Consider the following 14,800-nt stretch of genomic DNA (forward strand, 5'->3'; position numbering starts at 1 on the left):
GGGCTCAGTCGCCGGGCGGGGTGGTGCCCGGCGTCGGGGCGAGGAAGGAGTGGATGCGGGATTCGGGGACGGAGGCGATGATGACGTCCCCCATGACGACGGGTGAGGGGATGCGGCCGCCGGGCGGTCCCGAGCGCTCGATGTCGTGGTCGCCCTTGGGCGGCCGGTGCTGCCAGAGGGCGCTGCCGCTCTTCCGGTCCAGAGCGATCACGGTGCCGTCCTCGGTGGTGAAGTGGACGCGGTCCCCTGCCACGGCGGGGGCCGAGAAGGCCTCGTGGAGGGTGGTGGAGGACCAGAGGAGCCGACCCGCGGAGAGGTCGTACGCGCTGATGACGCCGGCGCGGTGGCTGTAGGAGACGTCGCCCGCGATGCCCAGCACCTGTTCCGGAGCGGCCAGGGCGAGGGGCTTCCGAGCTCCGGTCCTGCGGTCCATGCGCATGAGCTTGGTCGCCCGGGACGCGGCGGGGGACGCGAGGTACACGGAACCCTCTCCGGAGATGGTGACGACCTCGTATCCCTGGGGGATCTTGCGGCGCCATTCGAACGTGCCGCTGCCCTGGTTGATCGCGCCGACCTCCGTGGCGCCGTGAGGACCCAGAACCTCCGCGTGGATCCAGTCCGGATTGTTGCCTCCGGGCAGGGAGAACGGTTGCCAGCCCTGCGCGGCGGTCCACATGGGGCTCATGTCGGTCGGCGCCCATGCCTTGATCCCGCCGTCCTGGTCGCAGACCAGGGTCTCGACGGCCATCGTGCATGCCCCGGCGCCGGGGACGAGCCGTTCCGTCAGTTGCTTCCCCGTCGCCGCGTCGAATGCCCAGAACCTGTACGAGCTGTTCAGCCCGTCCCCCTCGTAGGCACCGGTGTAGACCGTCTGGTGGGTTGTGGAGATCCAGGGCGTGCCCAGACGGGCGGGGGCCTGCTGCTGCCAGAGCACCTTTCCGGTGAGGGGATCCAGGCGCGCCGCCAGGATGTTCTCGCCCGTGCACCAGAGGGCCGACGCGTTGTAGTGGCAGTCGAGCATCTGCTCCGGTGAGGTGAACCCGTCCGAGGCCAGTTGCGCGGTCCACGGCTTCCACCCCGGCAGCCGTACCGGCGTGGGTGTGGAGCGGGGGCCCGTCGCCGTCGCGAGGGGCTTGTGCGGCTTGCCGTCGGTGTTCGCGCCCGGCAACCAGGTCCAGATGCCTAAGGCGAGGGCGGCGGAGGTGAGGGCGGCGAGGGCGAGGGTGGTGTGGCGGAGGCGGGTGCGGCGGGTGTGGGCGAGGGCGGTGGCGCGGGCGGTGGTGCGGCGGTGGCGGCGGGAGGAGAGGAGGGTGAGGAGGTCGGTGGGGGTGGGGCGGGCGGTGGGGTCCTTGTGGAGGCAGGGGGTGACGACGGGGTGGAGGGAGTCGGGGAGGCCGGTGAGGTCGGGGGCCTCGTGGACGGCGTTCCAGGCGATGGCGTAGGGGGTGTCGGCGTCGAAGGGGCCGTGGCCGGTGGCGGCGTAGACGAGGACGGAGCCGAGGGCGAAGACGTCGGCGGCGGGGCCGGCGTCGCGCGGGGTGCGGAACTGTTCGGGCGCCATGAAGAGGGGCGTGCCGAGGATCTGGCCGCTCTGGGTGAGGGCGGTGGCGTCGACGACGCGGGAGATGCCGAAGTCGATGACGCGGGGGCCGTCGTCGGCGAGGAGGATGTTGCCGGGTTTGAGGTCGCGGTGGACGAGGCCGGCGCGGTGGATGTCGCGGAGGGCCTCGCACAGGCCGGAGGCCAGGCGCCAGACGTCGTCGGCGGGGAGGGGGCCGCGTTGGGCGACGACTTCGGCGAGGGTCGGGCCGTCGACGTACTGGGTGGCCATCCAGGGGGTGGGGCCGGTGGTGTCCGCGTCGAGGACGGGGGCCGTGAAGGCTCCGCTGACCTGGCGGGCGGCCTGGACCTCGCGGGCGAACCGTTCGCGGAAGCCGGGCTTGGCGGCGAGGTCCTCGCGGATGACCTTCACGGCGACGGCTCGGCCGGACGGCGAGTGGGCGAGGTAGACCTCGCCCATGCCGCCGGCGCCCAGCAGCTCCGCCACCTGGTAGTGGCCGAGCATGGTGAGACCTGTCTCCCCGGAAGTCATCCTCGTCCCGCCCCCGTCGAACGATGATCATGTGCGACCGATCGGCCACCTTAGCGGTGCCGGGCCTCCTGGGGCAGGCGCATGGCACCTCCTGGGTCCCGCCTGGCTCCACTTTCCGGACACCCCTAGGCCGGGAAGCGGCGGTCCACCCAGCGCCAGGCGAGTTCGAGGAGGAGGGCGGCTACGGCGGCGATGGCGACGGCGGTCCAGGGCATGGTGACGCCGACGAGTTTGAGGGCGAAGAAGTGCTGGAGCCAGGGGACGACGAGGACGAGGAGGAAGGCGCCGGCCATGGTGGCGACGAGGGTGAGGCGCCAGAGGGTGTAGGGGCGGGCGACGATCGCGAGGACCCACAGGGAGACGAGGAAGAGGGTGAGGGTGGCGGCGCTGGTCTCGGCTTCGAGGGCGCCTTCGCCGCTGTAGTGGTGGCGGGCGATGAGGTAGGTGGTGAAGGTGGCGGCGGCGGCGATGACGCCGCCGGGGATGGCGTACCGCATGACGCGCCGTACGAAGTGCGGTCGGGCGCGTTCCTTGTTGGGGGCGAGGGCGAGGAAGAAGGCGGGGACGCCGATGGTGAGGGTGGAGAGGAGGGTGAGGTGGCGGGGGAGGAAGGGGTATTCGACCTGGGAGCAGACGACGAGGACGGCGAGGAGGACCGAGTAGACCGTCTTGGTGAGGAAGAGGGTGGCGACGCGGGTGATGTTGCCGATGACGCGGCGGCCTTCGGCGACCACGGAGGGGAGCGTGGCGAAGGAGTTGTTCAGCAGGACGATCTGGGCGACGGCCCGGGTGGCCTCGGAGCCGGAGCCCATGGAGACGCCGATGTCGGCGTCCTTGAGGGCGAGGACGTCGTTGACGCCGTCGCCGGTCATGGCGACGGTGTGGCCGTGCGACTGGAGGGCGGCGACCATGTCGCGCTTCTGCTGGGGGGTGACGCGGCCGAAGACGGCGTTGTCGTCGAGGACCTTCGCCATCTCCTCGCGTTCGGTGGGGAGGGTGCGGGCGTCCACGGTGTTCGCGGCGCCGGGCATGTCGAGCTTGCCGGCGACGGCGCCGACCGAGACGGCGTTGTCGCCGGAGATGATCTTGGTGGCGACGTTCTGCTCGGCGAAGTAGGCGAGGGTGTCGCCGGCGTCGGGCCGCAGCCGCTGTTCGAGGACGACGAGGGCGGTGGGGCGGGTGTCGGCGGCGACGTCGGGGGAGTCGAGTTCGTGGGCCGTGCGGGCGAGCAGGAGCACCCGGAGGCCCTGCTGGTTGAGGTGGTCGATGTCGGTGAGGGCCGCGTCGTCGGCGGGCAGGAGGACGTCGGGGGCGCCGAGGAGCCAGGTGGAGTTCTCGCCGTCGCCTTCGCTGAAGGCGGCGCCGCTGTACTTGCGGGCGGAGGAGAAGGGCAGGCTCTCGGTGCAGCGCCACTCCACGGTGTCCGGGTAGGCGTCGATGATGGCCTGGAGGGAGGCGTTGGGGCGCGGGTCGGATTCGCCGAGGGCGCCGAGGACCTTCCGTACGTACGACTCGTCGCTGCCGTTGAGGGGGCGGAGCTCGGTGACGTCCATGCCGCCCTCGGTGAGGGTGCCGGTCTTGTCGAGGCAGACGACGTCGACGCGGGCGAGGCCCTCGATGGCGGGGAGTTCCTGGACGAGGCACTGTTTGCGGCCGAGTCTGATCACGCCGACGGCGAAGGCGACGGAGGTCAGGAGGACGAGGCCTTCGGGGATCATCGGGACGATGCCGCCGACGGTGCGGGCGACGGCGTCCTTGAAGTCGTCGCCCTTGACGACGAGCTGGCTGATGACGAGCCCGATCGCGGTCGGGACCATCATCCACGTCACGTACTTGAGGATCGTGGAGATGCCGTTGCGCAGCTCCGAGTGGACGAGGGTGAAGCGGGACGCCTCCTCGGCGAGCTGGGCGGCGTACGCCTCGCGGCCGACCTTGGTGGCGGTGAAGGCGCCGCCGCCGGCGACCACGAAGGAGCCGGACATCATGCGGTCGCCGGGCTTCTTGACCACGGGGTCGGCTTCGCCGGTCAGCAGGGACTCGTCGATCTCCAGGCTGTCGGCCTCGGCGACGACGCCGTCGACGACGACCTTGTCGCCGGGGCCGAGCTCGATGAGGTCGCCGAGGACGATCTCGGAGGTGGAGAGTTCGGCGGCGCGTCCGTCGCGCCGGACGGTCGGTTTGGCCTCGCCGATGACGGCGAGGCCGTCGAGGGTCTTCTTGGCGCGGAGTTCCTGGACGATGCCGATGCCGGTGTTCGCGACGATCACGAAGCCGAAGAGGCTGTCCTGGATCGGGGCGACGATCAGCATGATCACCCAGAGCACGCCGATGATCGCGTTGAAACGGGTGAAGACGTTGCCGCGGACGATGTCGGCGGTGGAGCGGGAGCTCCGCAGGGGTACGTCGTTGACCTCGCCGCGCGCGACGCGTTCGGCGACCTCGGCGGAGGTGAGTCCGGCGGGGTGGTGCACGACCGGGGGCTCGACGGCCCTGGTGCCGGCCCCTGTCCCGCCGCCGTCCGTGTCGATCTTCGACCGCTGAGTCATGTTTTCGACGGTACGGCCGTATCCGGCCGTTCACCTGCCGAGAAGGGCGAAGATCAGACCGGGGGAGGACGGGAATCGTCCCCGGGTGCTACGCGCGCCCCCCGGCGTGACGGGGTGCCGCGCCCCCCGGCGTGACGGGGTGCCGCGCGCACCGGAGCGACCGCGTGCTGTCTGCCTGGTGTGACGGCGTGCCGCCTGCCCGGCGTGACGGGGTGCCGCGCGCACCGGCGTGACGGGGTGCCGCGCGCACCCCCGGAGCGGCGGCGGTGCCCATCGTCACCCCGCGCTACGCGTCGTCGCTGTCCGTGGTCCGCTGGGTCGCGGCCTCCGCCGCCGCGTGGCGCTTGATCGCGGCGTCGCGCTTCCGTACGTACCAGATGCCGATCAGGCCGAGGCCGGCGCCGGCGAGGCAGGTCCAGACCCAGGAGGTGAGGTCCCGGTCGGCGAACCAGCCGTAGAAGGGGACCTGGACGAGGAAGAGGACGAACCAGAGGATCGTTCCGCCGGTGATGGTGGCGACGACGGGCCCTTCCAGGGGCTCGGGTGCCTCGTGCTTCGGTGTCCACTTCGCCATGGGGTCAGTCTAGGTGGCGCGAATTCGTGCCCCCGCACGGTCTACGCGCGGAGATGGACGCTCGATCGCTCATGTGTTCATACTGAAACGGTTTGCCTCTGGCGGGTTTCCCTCGTATGAACCGCCAAAAAAGGACTTCTTCCGAAGAGGAACCCCATGAGCACCACGGCCACCGCCAAGGCCATTTCCCCGGAGAATCCCGAGAACCCGGGAACTCCCACCTCCGGCCTCGACCGCTACTTCAAGATCTCCGAGCGCGGTTCGACCGTCGCCCGCGAGGTCCGGGGCGGTTTCGCCACCTTCTTCGCGATGGCCTACATCATCGTGCTGAACCCGATCATCCTCGGCAGCGCCAAGGACATGTACGGGCACCAGCTCGACAGCGGCCAGCTCGTCACCGCGACCGTCCTCACGGCGGCGTTCACGACGCTCCTCATGGGCGTCATCGGCAACGTGCCGATCGCCCTGGCCGCCGGCCTCGGCGTCAACACGGTCGTCGCGCTCCAGCTCGCGCCGAAGATGTCCTGGCCGGACGCGATGGGCATGGTCGTCCTCGCGGGCATCGTCGTCATGCTGCTCGTCGCGACCGGTCTGCGCGAGCGCGTCATGAACGCCGTCCCGGTCGGCCTGCGCAAGGGCATCGCGATCGGCATCGGCCTCTTCATCATGCTGATCGGCCTCGTCGACTCGGGCTTCGTCTCCCGCATCCCCGACGCCGCGCACACCACCGTCCCGCTCCAGCTCGGCGGCGACGGTCACCTGACCGGCTGGCCGGTCCTGGTCTTCATCCTGGGCACGCTCCTCACGCTCGCCCTGATCATCCGCAAGGTGCCGGGCGCCATCCTCATCTCGATCGTCGTCATGACGATCGTGGCGATGGTGATCAACGCGGTCGCGACCGTCCCGTCCTGGGGCCTCACGACGCCGGAGTGGCCGGGCAACCCGGTCGCCTCGCCGGACTTCGGTCTGGTCGGCGAGGTCAGCCTGTTCGGCGGCTTCGACAAGGTCGGCATGCTGACCGGCGTCCTGTTCGTCTTCACGGTGCTGCTGTCCTGCTTCTTCGACGCGATGGGCACGATCCTCGGCGTCGGCGACGAGGCCAAGCTGATCGACAAGGACGGCAACTTCCCCGGCATCAACAAGGTCCTGCTGGTGGACGGCCTGGCCGTCGCCTCCGGCGGCGCGACCTCCTCTTCGGCCACCACCTGCTTCGTGGAGTCCACGGCGGGCGTCGGCGAGGGCGCGCGCACGGGCCTCGCCTCGGTCGTGACCGGTGGTCTCTTCTCGGTCGCGCTGTTCCTCACGCCGCTGGCGACGATGGTCCCGTCCCAGGCGGCGACGCCGGCGCTGCTCGCGGTCGGCTTCCTGATCCTGGCCGGTTCGATCAAGGACATCGACTGGAGCGACTTCACCATCGCGGTGCCGGCGTTCCTGGCCATGGTGATGATGCCGTTCACGTACTCGATCACGAACGGCATCGGCATCGGCTTCATCGCCTTCAGCGTGCTGCGTCTGGCGGCCGGCCGGGGCCGTGAGGTCCCGGTGGCCATGTACGTCGTGTCGGCGGTGTTCGTCTTCTACTACGCGATGCCGGCGCTCGGCCTGACCTGATCGTCGCGGGGCTCGTCGGAGGCCCCGTAGAACTTCTCCGTCTCCTCCACGGCGGTCTTGAACCGCGCGTCGAAGTCCTCCCGAATGAGCGTCCGGACGACATAGTCCTGGACGCTCATTCCTCTTTTCGCGGCGTGACTCTTGAGCCGGTCGAGCAGCTCACTGTCGATGCGCAGGCTGAGCACTGTCGATCCCATGCCGTCAGGGTCGGGGCAGTCGGGGCCCCTTTGCGTCACTTTCCGGATCCGACTCACTCATTTGGGTGAGCCATGGATATGCGAGCGTGACCTGACCGGATGTGATTCGTGTGACGTGGGCGTGTTCCCGTTGGTATTTAGGCAGAGTAATGAGTTAGGCTAACAAACATGCCTGACCTGTCCCACGGCACCGCCGACGACGCCGCGGCCGTGAACGCGCTCCGCTCCTCCGTCATGCGACTGGGCCGACGCCTCAAGCACCAGCGCGTCGACGAGTCGCTGAGCCCCACCGAGATGTCGGTGCTCGGCACCCTGTCGCTCTGCGGCTCGGCCACCCCCGGTGAGCTGGCCCGCAAGGAGCACGTCCAGCCGCCGTCGATGACCCGCATCGTCGCGCTGCTCGAAGCCAAGGGACTGGTCCGGCTGGAGCCGCACCCCGACGACCGCCGGCAGAAGGTGGTCAGCCAGACCGAGCAGGCCACGGCCATGCTCGACGAGTCCCGCCGCAAGCGGAACGCCTGGCTGGCCGCCCTCGCCGAAGGACTGGACGAGGACGAATGGGCCAAGCTGCGCGCGGCCGCCCCGGTCCTGGAGAAGCTCGCCCACCTGCCCCCGGCATCCCGTGGGTAGGCCGCACGCCGGGGGCGCCCCCGGAATCCGACGCGCCAAGGAGGCGACGCACTTTGAGTACGGGACACGGAGCAGACTCCGCACCCGTCCATAAACCCACCCTCGACACCCGCGGGCGGGGAGGAGGAACCCTCTTCGGGGACACCTTCTCCTCGCTCGGGATCCGGAACTACCGGCTGTTCTTCACCGGGGCGATCGTCTCCAACACCGGTACGTGGATGGCCCGGATCACCCAGGACTGGCTGGTCCTGAGCCTCACCGGCTCGGCCGCCGCCGTCGGCATCACGACGGCACTGCAGTTCCTGCCGATGCTGCTCTTCGGGCTGTACGGCGGTGTCATCGCCGACCGCTACCCGAAACGGCACCTGCTCCTCGTCAGCCAGGCCGCCCTCGGACTGTGCGGCCTCGCGCTCGCCGTCCTCACCCTCTCCGGCTCCGTCCAGGTCTGGCACGTCTACCTGATCGCCTTCCTCCTCGGCATGGTGACCGTCGTCGACAACCCGGCCCGGCAGTCCTTCGTCTCCGAGATGGTCGGCCCCGAGCAGCTGCGCAACGCCGTCTCCCTGAACTCGGCGAACTTCCAGTCGGCGCGGCTCGTCGGCCCGGCCCTCGCCGGCGTCCTCATCGCCGGGGTCGGCAGCGGCTGGGCCTTCCTCTTCAACGGCCTCTCCTTCCTCGCGCCGCTCGTGAGCCTCCTGCTCATGCGGACGAGCGAACTCCACAAGGTGGAGCGCGCCCCGCGCGGCAAGGGCCAGCTGAGGGAGGGGCTGCGGTACGTCGCCGGGCGGCCGGACCTGATCTGGCCGATCGTCCTCGTCGGCTTCATCGGCACCTTCGGGTTCAACTTCCCGATCTGGCTCACCGCCTTCTCCGGCGACGTCTTCCACGTCGGCGCCGGCACGTACGGCCTGCTCAACACCCTGATGGCGGCCGGCTCCCTCGTCGGCGCCCTCGCGGCGGCCCGCCGCGGTTCGACGCGGCTGCGGATGCTGGTGATCGCGGCGGCCGTCTTCGGCGTCCTGGAGATCGCGGCGGCCCTGTCGCCCGCGTTCTGGCTGTTCGCGCTGCTGCTCGTGCCGATCGGCATGATCGGCCTCACGATCAACGTCACCGCGAACTCGGCCGTCCAGATGGCCACCGACCCGGCCATGCGCGGCCGGGTGATGAGCCTCTACATGATGGTCTTCGCCGGGGGCACGCCGATCGGCGCACCGCTCCTCGGCTGGGTCACCGACACCTACGGCGCCCGCGTCGGCTTCGCCGCCGGCGGTGCGATCTCCCTGGCGGCCGCGGTCGTCGTCGGCCTCGTCCTCGCCCGCGTCGGCGGCCTCAAGGTCGCCATGGCCTGGCGCCACGGCCACCCCCAGGTCCGCTTCGTGGCCCGCGAGCGGCTGGCGACGGCGGCCTGACGGTACGGATGTGAACAAGGGGCGGGTCCCGGCAGGGCCCGCCCCTTCGTCGTACGCGCGCTCAGACCCGCCGCTCCAGGACCTGCCCCGGCCAGTCGCCCGCCGCGAACGTCTCCGTACGGGTGAAGCCCTGCCCCTCGTAGTACGAGACCAGCCGACCCTCGCTGCCCGCGAAGCAGTCCACCCGCAGCAGGGAGACCTCCTGGCGGCGGGTCTCCTCCACGGCGTGCGCGAGGAGCGCCGCGCCCACCCCGTGGCCGTGGAAGCGGGCGTCGGTGGCGAGGAGGCGCACGTACACCTCGGGCTCGTCGGCCGGTGCGATGTACCGGCCGGGGTGCGGGGTCAGCGTCATGGTGCCCGCCGGTACGCCGTCGATCTCGACGATCCAGGGGTCGCCCTCGCCCATGGTCCGCCGCACCTGCTCCACCGCCTCGGGGCGCTCGGAGAACGACTCGGTGCCCCACTGGGCGGTGATCCCCTTGCCGTTCAGCCACACCACGGCGCTGTCGAGTATCGCGAGAATCGCGGGGAGGTCGTCCGCCCCGCCCTTACGGATCTTCATGCCGTCGAGGCTAACCACTGCCAGAATCTCCCCATGAGGCTCTTCGCCGCCGTTCTGCCGCCCCCGGAGCGGCTCACCGAGCTCGCACACGTCGTCGACCGGCTGCACCGGCTGCCCGGGGCCGACGGGCTGCGCTGGACCTCGCGGCCCGCCTGGCACCTGACGCTCGCCTTCATGGGGGAGGTGGACGAGGAGCTGCTGCCCGAGCTGCGGGAGCGACTGGGCAGGGCCGCCCACCGGACGCCGCCGTTCCCGCTGCGGCTGCACGGCGGCGGCCACTTCGGGCGGCGGGCGCTGTGGACGGGCGTCGCCGGAGGCCTGGACGAGCTGCGGCTGCTCGCCGAGCGGGCGGACGCCGCCGCGCGCCGGACGGGGATCGCGATGGAGGAGCACCGCCGCTACCAGGCGCACCTGACGCTGGCCCGGGCGCGGGCGGACGAGGTGGACCTGCGGCCGTTCCAGGAGGAGCTCGGCGCCTTCGAGGGCGGCCGCTGGGAGGTGGCCGAGCTGGCACTCGTACGGTCGAACCTGCCGGTGAGCGGAGTGCGGGGCGAGCAGCCGCGGTACGAGACGGTCGCGGTCTGGCCCCTGGAGGGGGCGGAGAGCGGCCGGGCCGGGGACGGGCCGCCCGGGCGGGCGGGTTAACCTCGAAGGGTGGACCCGAAGACCCGTAACCGGATCATGGCCGGCGTGCTCGTACTGATGTTCGCGATCATCGCGGTGGCGGCGGTGGCCGGACAGTAGCCCCTCGCGCGCCCTGCCACCCCGTGGGAAGGCCCTTGCTTCGAGCGCACTCGAAGCAGTTGGCTTGACGTCCATGGAGTACACGCAGCTCGGACGCACCGGACTCAAGGTCAGCCGACTCGTCCTCGGGACGATGAACTTCGGACCGCAGACGGACGAACCCACCAGCCACGCCATCATGGACACGGCGCTGGACGCGGGACTCAACTTCTTCGACACCGCCAACGTCTACGGCTGGGCGGAGAACAAGGGGCGGACGGAGTCGATCATCGGTTCCTGGTTCGCCAAGGGCGACGGCCGCCGCGACAGGACCGTCCTCGCCACCAAGGTGTACGGGAACATGGGCGTCGACGGCGACGCCTGGCCCAACCACGACAAGCTCTCGGCGCTCAACATCCGCCGCGCCGTCGAGGCCAGTCTCAAGCGGCTCGGCACCGACTACATCGACGTCTACCAGTTCCACCACGTCGACCGCGCGACCCCCTTCGAGGAGATCTGGCAGGCCGTCGACGTCCTGATCCAGCAGGGCAAGGTGCTCTACGCCGGCTCCTCGAACTTCCCCGGCTACAAGATCGCCCAGGCCAACGAGACCGCCGCCCGCCGCGGCTCCGTCGGCCTCGTCAGCGAGCAGTGCCTCTACAACCTCTTCGAGCGGCGCGCCGAGATGGAGGTCATCCCCGCCGCCCAGGAGTACGGCCTCGGGGTCATCCCCTGGTCCCCGCTCCACGGCGGCCTGCTCGGCGGCGTCCTCAAGAAGGAGGCCGAGGGCAAGCGCCGCACCGAGGGCCGCGCCGCCGCCACCCTCGCCGACCCGGCTTCCCGCGCGAAGCTCCAGGCCTACGAGGACCTCCTCGACAAGCACGGCCTCGCGCCCGGCGAGACCGCCCTCGCCTGGCTCCTCACCCGCCCCGGCGTCACGGGCCCCATCGTCGGCCCTCGCACGCCCGACCAGCTCGCGGGCGCCCTGCGCGCCCTGGAGACCGAGCTCGGCGACGAGGTCCTGGCCGGCCTCGACGAGATCTTCCCCGGCCCCGGCCCCTCGCCGGAGGCCTTCGCCTGGTGACCCCCAGGGGGGTCCTGCCGATCAGGCCGGACTCGCGGCGTGATCGGCAGGACACCCCCTGACCGGCCCGGGCCGGTCAGGGGGCGCCGAGCCGGCTGGTCGCGTCCAGGCGGAACGCCGTGTCGGCGGGGACGACGTTCCGCAGGGCGCCCTCCAGATCGCGGACGCGCTCCGCGCCGAGCGCCGCGACCCACTCCGCCCGCAGCTCGTCGAAGATCGCCGCGGACCGGGCGAGGGCGTCGTACCCGCGCGGCGTGAGGCGGACCGGTTTGCGGCGCGCGTCGGTCGGGTCGTCGGCGCGCTCCGCGTACCCCAGGGCGAGCAGCCGGTCCACGGTCTTGCCGGCGGCCTGCTTGGAGACGCCGAGCCGCCGCCCGGTCTCGCTGGCCGTCGCGCCCTGGGTGCTCAACGCGATCTTCGAGTCCGCCACCCTCGACCCGCACTCCCGCGAGACGGTCGTCCTGACCGTCGCCGAACGCAACCAGTGCCACCTCTGTGTCGACATGCACGAGGCGAAGAAGGCCGCCCTCGGACCGGCCCCGGACCCCGAACGCCTCGCCGCCGTGCGGACGTTCACCCTCCGGGTCCTCGCCGCCTGACGCGCGCTCAGCGAACGGCGTACGGGCCGCCCAGGCCCCACGCCTGGTGCATCGCCGTGGCGAAGGCTGCGGCCAGCTTGTGCTCGCCCGTCACGCCCGGGTGCGTCCCGTCGTACGTGTCCGTGTGGATGTCGTACGACTCCGGGATCGTCGCCAGGAGCAGGGGCGAGGCCGCCGTGTCCAGGTCCGCGACCGCCTTGGCGAGGAGCTCGTTGAAGCGGGCGCACTCGGCGGCGAAGGGGGCGTCGTAGCCGGCGCGGACATTGGGAATGACCGGCAGGAGGACGGCCCGCACGCGCGGGTTGGCGGCGCGGGCCGCCGCGACGAACGCCCGGACGTTCTCCTCCGTCTGGTCGCTGTTCGTGTAGAACCCGAGGTCGATCAGGCCCAGGGAGACGAGCAGGACGTCCGCGCCCGTCGCCGTGACGGTCTCGCCGATCAGCGGCGCCATGTGGAGCCAGCCCTCGCCCCAGCCGGCCAGGTGGCGCCGGGCGGGGGCGGGGAAGTCCGGGTCGGCGTACGCCTCGACGCCGGCCGGTTCGTCGGGGGCCGTCGGGTCGTGGAGACCCGTGCGCGGGCCCACGATCTCGTACCCGCCCGGCAGCGTGGCCTCCAGGTGCTGCCACATCCGGTGGCGCCAGGTCCAGTCGCCGACGCGTCCGATGGTCATGCTGTCGCCGACGAACAGAAAACGCATGGTCACATCATCCCGGACCACGCGCGGCACCGGCGACGTGATCCGGGACACCCGCGCGCTCAGCTCAGGAACGCGTCGACCGTCTTCGCGAACCACTCCGCGTCGTCGTGCCACGGGAAGTGCCCGGCCCCGTCCAGGACCGCGAGCGTCGACGCCGGGAACAGCTCCGCGTACGCGGTCGCCGTCGGCACCGGGGTGTTCGCGTCGCCCTCTCCGGCGACGACCAGGACCGGACGGTCGAACTCCGCGAACGCGGCGCGCGTGGCCGCCGGTTCGAACGCGCCCTCGCCGCCGTACACCCCGGCGGCCTCGCCGTTCCGCTGCCGGTGGCTGTCGGCGTGACGCTGCCGCGCGGCCTCGTCCCACGTCCCGTGGAAGAACGGCGCGACCGCCTGGAACGTGTCGGGCCCGCCCCGGCCCGCCGCCAGGTCCTCCAGGGCCGCGTACGCCTCGGCGAACCACGGCTCCGCCTCGCGCCACGGCCGCCGCGCGGCCGCGAGCCGCTCCTCGCCCGTCGTGTCGAGGCCGACGGCGGCCGTGCCCGGGGTCACCAGGACGAGCCGGGCCACCCGCTCCGGATGCCGGGCCGTGTACAGCGCGGCCAGGTTCGCGCCCGCCGAGTGCCCGAGGACGTCGATCGTGTCGAGCCCGAGGTGGACGCGCAGCGCCTCCACGTCCTCGACCTGCCGGTCGCAGCGGTACGAGGACGCGTCCTCCGGCACCGCCGACGCGCCCGTGCCCCGCAGGTCGAGCCGGATCACGCGGCGGCGGGCGGCGAGCCCGCCGAGCCCGTCGAAGTACACGGAGTCCTGCATGGGGCCGCCGGGCAGACAGACCAGCGGCGCTCCGGTCGCGGAGCCCGACTCGTGGTACGCGAGCAGGGTGCCGTCGGGAGCGGGGAAAGTAGACATGGTCGCGACCATGGCAGTGCTCCCGTCCCAGGTCAACAACGTTTCGCCGCCGCCGGACGCCCCACGCCACCCGGCGTCCGCGTCAGCGCCGTGGCAGGCTTGGGCCCATGCGATCTGCTCTGTGCGCCCTCGGCGCGGCGGCGGCCCTGGTGCTGCTCCCGGCCGGTCATGCCCGTGCCGAAGGGCAGGAACCCGACCGGGACTTCACGATCCAGGACACCCGCGTCACCGAGTCCAGCGGCCTCGCCGCGAGCCGGGCCCACCCCGGGATCTACTGGACGCACAACGACCAGGACGCGCCCCTGATCTACGGCATCGACTCCCGCACCGGCGAGACGGTCGCGACCCTGACGATGAAGGGCGTCGGCACCCCCCGCGACATGGAGGCGATCGCCGTCGGACCGGACGGCGACATCTACGTCGGCGACATCGGCGACAACCTCGACGGCTCCTGGGACCACGTCTGGATCTACCGCTTCCCCGAGCCGAAGGCCCTCGGGGACCGGACGGTGACGGCCGCGCAGTACGACGTGAAGTACGCCGACGGACCGCGCAACGCCGAGGCCCTGATGGTCCACCCCAAGACCGGCCGGGTCTACATCGCGAGCAAGAACGAGGACGGCGGCGGCCTCTACGCCGGCCCCGAACGCCTCACCCCGTCCGGCACCAACGTCTTCCGCCGCGTCGACGAGGTCCCCTGGGTCACCGACGGCGCCTTCTCCCCGGACGGCGACCGGCTCGTCCTGCGCGGCTACTTCAGCGCCAGGGAGTACGCCTGGAAGGACGGCCGCCTCGGCGACGACGGCACCTCCGTCTCCGCCCCCTTCCAGGGCCAGGCGGAGTCGGTGACGTACACGGCCGACGGCTCGGCCCTCATGTTCGGCTCCGAGGGCCGTGGCAGCCGGGTCGTCCGCGTCGACCGGCCCGGCGCCCAGCCCCCGTCGGACAAGCCGACGGAGGCACCGGGCGGCGCGCCGAAGTCCCCCTCGGCGTCCGCCGCCGAGGGCGGCCAGGGCAGCGCCACCACCGGCTTCCTCGTCCTCGCCGGAGCCACCGTCCTCGTCCTCGGCGTCAAGCGGCTGCTGCGGCGGGGCTGAACCCACGGCGGCCCGGCACGCCGAAGGGCCCGGCAGCGGACGACGTCCGCTGCCGGGCCCTTCGTACG

At 71.8% G+C, this 14,800-nt stretch carries 14 protein-coding genes and 1 pseudogene; 7 read left to right on the plus strand and 8 right to left on the minus strand.

All coding sequences use genetic code 11. The features are described from left to right. Positions 1–4: 4 nt before the first annotated feature. From OO54_RS37135 to OO54_RS37145, 3 genes are all read right to left on the minus strand, one after another. The gene (locus OO54_RS37135; RefSeq protein ID WP_078905552.1) at positions 5–2,092 is read right to left on the minus strand and encodes a protein kinase domain-containing protein; all 2,088 of its coding nucleotides are present in this window, start codon (positions 2,090–2,092) and stop codon (positions 5–7) included. Between the two features lie 125 nt (positions 2,093–2,217). Continuing rightward, on the minus strand, positions 2,218–4,638 hold the full coding sequence (locus OO54_RS37140) for an HAD-IC family P-type ATPase (RefSeq protein WP_033211388.1): 2,421 nt from the start codon (positions 4,636–4,638) through the stop codon (positions 2,218–2,220). A 286-nt stretch (positions 4,639–4,924) separates the two neighbouring features. Continuing rightward, complete coding sequence (locus OO54_RS37145; protein ID WP_033211389.1) at positions 4,925–5,212, minus strand: DUF2530 domain-containing protein; 288 nt, start codon at positions 5,210–5,212, stop codon at positions 4,925–4,927. Positions 5,213–5,368: 156 nt separating this feature from the next. Between OO54_RS37145 and OO54_RS37150 the strand changes: the two genes are divergently transcribed. Beyond that, complete coding sequence (locus OO54_RS37150) at positions 5,369–6,823, plus strand: NCS2 family permease (RefSeq protein ID WP_033211390.1); 1,455 nt, start codon at positions 5,369–5,371, stop codon at positions 6,821–6,823. On the opposite strand, the gene OO54_RS37155 is transcribed toward OO54_RS37150, so the two are convergent. Beyond that, positions 6,793–7,020, minus strand: a complete 228-nt coding sequence (locus OO54_RS37155) for a hypothetical protein (protein ID WP_033211454.1) — start codon at positions 7,018–7,020, stop codon at positions 6,793–6,795. The genes OO54_RS37150 and OO54_RS37155 overlap by 31 nt on opposite strands. 168 nt (positions 7,021–7,188) lie before the next feature. Here OO54_RS37155 and OO54_RS37160 point away from each other — a divergent pair, with 168 nt between their 5' ends. Both OO54_RS37160 and OO54_RS37165 read left to right on the plus strand, forming a co-directional pair. Beyond that, entirely contained in the window at positions 7,189–7,650 is a 462-nt protein-coding gene (locus tag OO54_RS37160; protein WP_017239354.1) for a MarR family winged helix-turn-helix transcriptional regulator, read from the plus strand. A 53-nt stretch (positions 7,651–7,703) separates the two neighbouring features. Next, on the plus strand, positions 7,704–9,059 hold the full coding sequence (locus tag OO54_RS37165) for an MFS transporter (protein ID WP_033211391.1): 1,356 nt from the start codon (positions 7,704–7,706) through the stop codon (positions 9,057–9,059). A 61-nt stretch (positions 9,060–9,120) separates the two neighbouring features. On the opposite strand, the gene OO54_RS37170 is transcribed toward OO54_RS37165, so the two are convergent. Then, complete coding sequence (locus tag OO54_RS37170) at positions 9,121–9,621, minus strand: GNAT family N-acetyltransferase (protein WP_033211392.1); 501 nt, start codon at positions 9,619–9,621, stop codon at positions 9,121–9,123. A gap of 33 nt (positions 9,622–9,654) precedes the next feature. Between OO54_RS37170 and thpR the strand changes: the two genes are divergently transcribed. Next, a complete protein-coding gene (thpR, locus tag OO54_RS37175; protein WP_033211393.1) occupies positions 9,655–10,266 on the plus strand; it encodes an RNA 2',3'-cyclic phosphodiesterase in 612 nt (203 codons plus the stop codon). 172 nt (positions 10,267–10,438) lie between these two features. Continuing rightward, the gene (locus OO54_RS37180) at positions 10,439–11,428 is read left to right on the plus strand and encodes an aldo/keto reductase (protein ID WP_033211394.1); all 990 of its coding nucleotides are present in this window, start codon (positions 10,439–10,441) and stop codon (positions 11,426–11,428) included. A gap of 76 nt (positions 11,429–11,504) precedes the next feature. On the opposite strand, the pseudogene OO54_RS37185 reads toward OO54_RS37180, so the two are convergent. Then, a pseudogene (locus OO54_RS37185) lies at positions 11,505–11,840 on the minus strand (MarR family winged helix-turn-helix transcriptional regulator); the annotation flags it as partial. Between OO54_RS37185 and OO54_RS47910 the strand changes: the two are divergent. Then, positions 11,830–12,027: a carboxymuconolactone decarboxylase family protein gene (locus OO54_RS47910; protein WP_324611636.1), complete on the plus strand. Its 198-nt coding sequence runs from the start codon at positions 11,830–11,832 to the stop codon at positions 12,025–12,027. The pseudogene OO54_RS37185 and the gene OO54_RS47910 overlap by 11 nt on opposite strands. A 7-nt stretch (positions 12,028–12,034) precedes the next feature. Here OO54_RS47910 and OO54_RS37195 read toward each other — a convergent pair whose 3' ends face one another. Continuing rightward, entirely contained in the window at positions 12,035–12,724 is a 690-nt protein-coding gene (locus OO54_RS37195) for a GDSL-type esterase/lipase family protein (protein ID WP_033211395.1), read from the minus strand. Positions 12,725–12,783: 59 nt separating this feature from the next. Then, the gene (locus OO54_RS37200; protein WP_033211457.1) at positions 12,784–13,635 is read right to left on the minus strand and encodes an alpha/beta fold hydrolase; all 852 of its coding nucleotides are present in this window, start codon (positions 13,633–13,635) and stop codon (positions 12,784–12,786) included. A 107-nt stretch (positions 13,636–13,742) separates the two neighbouring features. On the opposite strand from OO54_RS37200, the gene OO54_RS37205 reads away from it, so the two are divergent. Next, entirely contained in the window at positions 13,743–14,732 is a 990-nt protein-coding gene (locus OO54_RS37205; protein WP_033211396.1) for an SdiA-regulated/phytase-like domain-containing protein, read from the plus strand. The last annotated feature ends 68 nt before the right edge of the window (positions 14,733–14,800 follow it).

This window comes from Streptomyces wedmorensis, from assembly GCF_000716445.1.
GTDB classification, from domain to species: domain Bacteria; phylum Actinomycetota; class Actinomycetes; order Streptomycetales; family Streptomycetaceae; genus Streptomyces; species Streptomyces wedmorensis.

Bases quoted from the DNA above. Each gene is read 5' to 3' on its own strand.
- OO54_RS37180 (WP_033211394.1), top strand. From the start codon at position 10,439: ATGGAGTACACGCAGCTCGGACGCACCGGACTCAAGGTCAGCCGACTC.
- OO54_RS37195 (WP_033211395.1), bottom strand. From the start codon at position 12,724: ATGCGTTTTCTGTTCGTCGGCGACAGCATGACCATCGGACGCGTCGGC.
- OO54_RS37170 (WP_033211392.1), bottom strand. From the start codon at position 9,621: ATGAAGATCCGTAAGGGCGGGGCGGACGACCTCCCCGCGATTCTCGCG.
- OO54_RS37155 (WP_033211454.1), bottom strand. From the start codon at position 7,020: ATGGGATCGACAGTGCTCAGCCTGCGCATCGACAGTGAGCTGCTCGAC.
- OO54_RS37140 (WP_033211388.1), bottom strand. From the start codon at position 4,638: ATGACTCAGCGGTCGAAGATCGACACGGACGGCGGCGGGACAGGGGCC.
- OO54_RS37200 (WP_033211457.1), bottom strand. From the start codon at position 13,635: ATGTCTACTTTCCCCGCTCCCGACGGCACCCTGCTCGCGTACCACGAG.
- OO54_RS37145 (WP_033211389.1), bottom strand. From the start codon at position 5,212: ATGGCGAAGTGGACACCGAAGCACGAGGCACCCGAGCCCCTGGAAGGG.
- OO54_RS37135 (WP_078905552.1), bottom strand. From the start codon at position 2,092: ATGACTTCCGGGGAGACAGGTCTCACCATGCTCGGCCACTACCAGGTG.
- thpR (WP_033211393.1), top strand. From the start codon at position 9,655: ATGAGGCTCTTCGCCGCCGTTCTGCCGCCCCCGGAGCGGCTCACCGAG.
- OO54_RS37160 (WP_017239354.1), top strand. From the start codon at position 7,189: ATGCCTGACCTGTCCCACGGCACCGCCGACGACGCCGCGGCCGTGAAC.
- OO54_RS37205 (WP_033211396.1), top strand. From the start codon at position 13,743: ATGCGATCTGCTCTGTGCGCCCTCGGCGCGGCGGCGGCCCTGGTGCTG.
- OO54_RS37150 (WP_033211390.1), top strand. From the start codon at position 5,369: ATGAGCACCACGGCCACCGCCAAGGCCATTTCCCCGGAGAATCCCGAG.